We start from the raw sequence: 5293 nt of genomic DNA, 5'->3' as shown, positions 1-5293 counted from the left end.
CGCTGAAAAAAGTGTTTGACTCTGAAGGAGGAAAGCGTAATATACGCCACCTCGCGACAGGCGGTTAACCCGCTGTTCGCAACGCTCTTTAACAATTTATCAGACAATCTGTGTGGGCACTCGCAGGATTGATATCAGCGTCTCCGGACGCAACAAAATATCAAGTCTCACGAGTGAACACATAATGAAATTCATTATGACGTTTTACAGATGAGCATCGCTGCACTTGTTGCAGCAAATCAAACTTAAATTGAAGAGTTTGATCATGGCTCAGATTGAACGCTGGCGGCAGGCCTAACACATGCAAGTCGGACGGTAGCACAGAGGAGCTTGCTCCTTGGGTGACGAGTGGCGGACGGGTGAGTAATGTCTGGGAAACTGCCCGATGGAGGGGGATAACTACTGGAAACGGTAGCTAATACCGCATAACGTCGCAAGACCAAAGTGGGGGACCTTCGGGCCTCACACCATCGGATGTGCCCAGATGGGATTAGCTAGTAGGTGGGGTAATGGCTCACCTAGGCGACGATCCCTAGCTGGTCTGAGAGGATGACCAGCCACACTGGAACTGAGACACGGTCCAGACTCCTACGGGAGGCAGCAGTGGGGAATATTGCACAATGGGCGCAAGCCTGATGCAGCCATGCCGCGTGTATGAAGAAGGCCTTCGGGTTGTAAAGTACTTTCAGCGGGGAGGAAGGCGGTGAGGTTAATAACCTCACCGATTGACGTTACCCGCAGAAGAAGCACCGGCTAACTCCGTGCCAGCAGCCGCGGTAATACGGAGGGTGCAAGCGTTAATCGGAATTACTGGGCGTAAAGCGCACGCAGGCGGTCTGTCAAGTCGGATGTGAAATCCCCGGGCTTAACCTGGGAACTGCATTCGAAACTGGCAGGCTAGAGTCTCGTAGAGGGGGGTAGAATTCCAGGTGTAGCGGTGAAATGCGTAGAGATCTGGAGGAATACCGGTGGCGAAGGCGGCCCCCTGGACGAAGACTGACGCTCAGGTGCGAAAGCGTGGGGAGCAAACAGGATTAGATACCCTGGTAGTCCACGCCGTAAACGATGTCGACTTGGAGGTTGTTCCCTTGAGGAGTGGCTTCCGGAGCTAACGCGTTAAGTCGACCGCCTGGGGAGTACGGCCGCAAGGTTAAAACTCAAATGAATTGACGGGGGCCCGCACAAGCGGTGGAGCATGTGGTTTAATTCGATGCAACGCGAAGAACCTTACCTACTCTTGACATCCAGCGAACTTAGCAGAGATGCTTTGGTGCCTTCGGGAACGCTGAGACAGGTGCTGCATGGCTGTCGTCAGCTCGTGTTGTGAAATGTTGGGTTAAGTCCCGCAACGAGCGCAACCCTTATCCTTTGTTGCCAGCGGTCCGGCCGGGAACTCAAAGGAGACTGCCAGTGATAAACTGGAGGAAGGTGGGGATGACGTCAAGTCATCATGGCCCTTACGAGTAGGGCTACACACGTGCTACAATGGCGCATACAAAGAGAAGCGACCTCGCGAGAGCAAGCGGACCTCATAAAGTGCGTCGTAGTCCGGATCGGAGTCTGCAACTCGACTCCGTGAAGTCGGAATCGCTAGTAATCGTAGATCAGAATGCTACGGTGAATACGTTCCCGGGCCTTGTACACACCGCCCGTCACACCATGGGAGTGGGTTGCAAAAGAAGTAGGTAGCTTAACCTTCGGGAGGGCGCTTACCACTTTGTGATTCATGACTGGGGTGAAGTCGTAACAAGGTAACCGTAGGGGAACCTGCGGTTGGATCACCTCCTTACCTGAAGATACCTTCCCGCGAAGTGCTCACACAGATTGTCTGATAGAAAGTAATGAGCAAGACGGCTGCGAAGTCGTGACACTACCGTGTCCCCTTCGTCTAGCGGTTAGGACTCCGCCCTTTCACGGCGGCAACAGGGGTTCGAATCCCCTAGGGGACGCCACTTGCTTGGTGACAGGTGAAAGGTGTCTCCACGACGTATCTCAAAACTGACGTAACCGTCATGTTTGAGATACTGCTCTTTAACAATCCGGAACAAGCTGAAAATTGAAACGACGCGTCGTTTTCATTCTCCGTAATAAGAATGAAATCACGATGCGTTCGAGTCTCTCAAATGCTTACAGTCCCGAGCGTTGCAAAACGCCTGTGGGTTGTGAGGTTAAGCGACTAAGCGTACACGGTGGATGCCCTGGCAGTCAGAGGCGATGAAGGACGTGCTAATCTGCGTAAAGCGTCGGTAAGGTGATATGAACCGCTACAGCCGACGATGTCCGAATGGGGAAACCCGGTGCACTCAGTGCATCATCGCAACATGAATACATAGTGTTGCGAGGCGAACCCGGGGAACTGAAACATCTAAGTACCCGGAGGAAAAGAAATCAACCGAGATTCCCCCAGTAGCGGCGAGCGAACGGGGAACAGCCCAGAACCTGAATCAGTTTGTGCGTTAGTGGAAGCGTCTGGAAAGTCGCGCGATACCGGGTGACAGCCCCGTACACGAAAGTGCACAGATTGTGAGTTCGAAGAGTAGGGCGGGACACGTGGTATCCTGTCTGAATATGGGGGGACCATCCTCCAAGGCTAAATACTCCTGACTGACCGATAGTGAACCAGTACCGTGAGGGAAAGGCGAAAAGAACCCCGGCGAGGGGAGTGAAACAGAACCTGAAACCGTGTACGTACAAGCAGTGGGAGCCTCATTTATGGGGTGACTGCGTACCTTTTGTATAATGGGTCAGCGACTTATATTCTGTAGCAAGGTTAACCGTATAGGGGAGCCGCAGGGAAACCGAGTCTTAACTGGGCGTTAAGTTGCAGGGTATAGACCCGAAACCCGGTGATCTAGCCATGGGCAGGTTGAAGGTTGGGTAACACTAACTGGAGGACCGAACCGACTAATGTTGAAAAATTAGCGGATGACTTGTGGCTGGGGGTGAAAGGCCAATCAAACCGGGAGATAGCTGGTTCTCCCCGAAAGCTATTTAGGTAGCGCCTCGTGAACTCATCTCCGGGGGTAGAGCACTGTTTCGGCTAGGGGGCCATCCCGGCTTACCAACCCGATGCAAACTGCGAATACCGGAGAATGTTATCACGGGAGACACACGGCGGGTGCTAACGTCCGTCGTGAAGAGGGAAACAACCCAGACCGCCAGCTAAGGTCCCAAAGTCATGGTTAAGTGGGAAACGATGTGGGAAGGCACAGACAGCCAGGATGTTGGCTTAGAAGCAGCCATCATTTAAAGAAAGCGTAATAGCTCACTGGTCGAGTCGGCCTGCGCGGAAGATGTAACGGGGCTAAACCATGCACCGAAGCTGCGGCAGCGACGCGTATGCGTTGTTGGGTAGGGGAGCGTTCTGTAAGCCGTTGAAGGTGTGCTGTGAGGCATGCTGGAGGTATCAGAAGTGCGAATGCTGACATAAGTAACGATAAAGCGGGTGAAAAGCCCGCTCGCCGGAAGACCAAGGGTTCCTGTTCAACGTTAATCGGAGCAGGGTGAGTCGACCCCTAAGGCGAGGCTGAAAAGCGTAGTCGATGGGAAGCAGGTTAATATTCCTGCACTTGGTGTTACTGCGAAGGGGGGACGGAGAAGGCTAGGTTATCCGGGCGACGGTTGTCCCGGTTTAAGCGTGTAGGCTGACACCTTTGGTAAATCCGGGGTGTCTTAAGGCTGAGGCGTGACGACGAGCCACCACGGTGGTGAAGTAACTGATGCCCTGCTTCCAGGAAAAGCCTCTAAGCTCCAGGTAACACGAAATCGTACCCCAAACCGACACAGGTGGTCAGGTAGAGAATACCAAGGCGCTTGAGAGAACTCGGGTGAAGGAACTAGGCAAAATGGTGCCGTAACTTCGGGAGAAGGCACGCTGGCGCGTAGGTGAAGGGACTTGCTCCCCGAGCCGAAGCCAGTCGAAGATACCAGCTGGCTGCAACTGTTTATTAAAAACACAGCACTGTGCAAACACGAAAGTGGACGTATACGGTGTGACGCCTGCCCGGTGCCGGAAGGTTAATTGATGGGGTTATCCGCAAGGAGAAGCTCTTGATCGAAGCCCCGGTAAACGGCGGCCGTAACTATAACGGTCCTAAGGTAGCGAAATTCCTTGTCGGGTAAGTTCCGACCTGCACGAATGGCGTAATGATGGCCAGGCTGTCTCCACCCGAGACTCAGTGAAATTGAAATCGCTGTGAAGATGCAGTGTACCCGCGGCAAGACGGAAAGACCCCGTGAACCTTTACTATAGCTTGACACTGAACATTGAGCCTTGATGTGTAGGATAGGTGGGAGGCTTTGAAGCGTGGACGCCAGTCTGCGTGGAGCCAACCTTGAAATACCACCCTTTAATGTTTGATGTTCTAACGTAGGCCCGTAATCCGGGCTGCGGACAGTGTCTGGTGGGTAGTTTGACTGGGGCGGTCTCCTCCCAAAGAGTAACGGAGGAGCACGAAGGTTGGCTAATCCTGGTCGGACATCAGGAGGTTAGTGCAATGGCATAAGCCAGCTTGACTGCGAGAGTGACGGCTCGAGCAGGTGCGAAAGCAGGTCATAGTGATCCGGTGGTTCTGAATGGAAGGGCCATCGCTCAACGGATAAAAGGTACTCCGGGGATAACAGGCTGATACCGCCCAAGAGTTCATATCGACGGCGGTGTTTGGCACCTCGATGTCGGCTCATCACATCCTGGGGCTGAAGTAGGTCCCAAGGGTACGGCTGTTCGCCGTTTAAAGTGGTACGCGAGCTGGGTTTAGAACGTCGTGAGACAGTTCGGTCCCTATCTGCCGTGGGCGCTGGAGAATTGAGGGGGGTTGCTCCTAGTACGAGAGGACCGGAGTGAACGCACCACTGGTGTTCGGGTTGTCATGCCAATGGCACTGCCCGGTAGCTAAGTGCGGAAAAGATAAGTGCTGAAAGCATCTAAGCACGAAACTTGCCCCGAGATGAGTTCTCCCTGACTCCTTGAGAGTCCTGAAGGGACGTTGAAGACTACGACGTTGATAGGCCGGGTGTGTAAGCGCAGCGATGCGTTGAGCTAACCGGTACTAATGACCCGTGAGGCTTAACCTTACAACGCCAGAGGCGTTTTGGTCTGAGAGACCGGATTTTCAGCTTGTTTAACGGATAAAGAATTAGCGGAAACGAAAGATTTTACGCTGAGGCGAGGCGCCGACCGAGACGGAACGAAGGAGCATACGGAAGTATGTGACTGAGTAACGCGAGGGAGAGCAACGCGGCATCAGTGAAAAATATTCGTTTCGTGCGCAGGAATTTGCCTGGCGGCTTTAGC

General features: G+C 53.5%; 1 tRNA gene and 2 rRNA genes. All 3 read left to right on the top strand.

The features are described from left to right. Window positions 1-247 precede the first annotated feature (247 nt). The 3 genes from PMI17_RS12515 (at window position 248) to PMI17_RS12505 (ending at window position 5073) form a co-directional block, all read left to right on the top strand. A 16S ribosomal RNA gene (locus PMI17_RS12515) occupies window positions 248-1789 on the top strand. Window positions 1790-1877: 88 nt separating this feature from the next. Further along, window positions 1878-1952 (top strand) — tRNA-Glu (locus tag PMI17_RS12510). A gap of 214 nt (window positions 1953-2166) precedes the next feature. Continuing rightward, window positions 2167-5073, top strand: a 23S ribosomal RNA gene (locus PMI17_RS12505). Together the 16S and 23S rRNA genes with 1 tRNA gene alongside form the textbook arrangement of a ribosomal RNA operon. Window positions 5074-5293: the final 220 nt, after the last annotated feature.

This window comes from Pantoea sp. GM01 (genome assembly GCF_000282675.1).
Classification (GTDB): Bacteria; Pseudomonadota; Gammaproteobacteria; order Enterobacterales; family Enterobacteriaceae; genus Pantoea; species Pantoea nemavictus.
This window is presented reverse-complemented; position numbering and strand designations above follow the sequence as displayed.